The following is a 393-nucleotide window of genomic DNA, read 5'->3' as shown; positions in this document are numbered from 1 at the left end:
TGCCCGGCGAGGTCTCATCCTCCTGGTCGTACTCGACCGGCGGCGGCGCCTCCGGTGTGCCCGGGATCTCGGTGCCGCTGATCGGACATCGCGCGGTCTCCGGGACTTTCGCGAGAGCCACCGCACCGATCACGCATGCTCCCATCATGTAGTAGGCCGGCACCAGGTTCTCACCGGTCAGGTTGACGAGCCAATCGTTGACCGCCGGTGCGGTACCTCCGAATATCGACGTCGACTCGTTGTAGGCGATCGCGAAGCCCGCGTACCGGACCTGCGTGGGGAACATCGCCGGGAAGGTCGCCGAAATGGTGGCCAGTTGCGGCACGTACAACAGTCCCAGCACAGCGAAACCGATCACCGCACCCGTCACGTTGGTGCCCATCAGAAGGAACA

General features: G+C 64.6%; 1 pseudogene. It reads right to left on the bottom strand.

The features are described 5' to 3' along the window. Nucleotides 1-393: pseudogene (locus tag RNB18_RS53310) on the bottom strand (hypothetical protein); the annotation flags it as partial.

This window comes from Streptomyces doebereineriae (assembly GCF_031845645.1).
Classification (GTDB): Bacteria; Actinomycetota; Actinomycetes; order Streptomycetales; family Streptomycetaceae; genus Streptomyces; species Streptomyces canus.
Note: the sequence above shows the minus strand (reverse complement) of the source record. Positions and strands in the feature narration are given on the sequence as shown.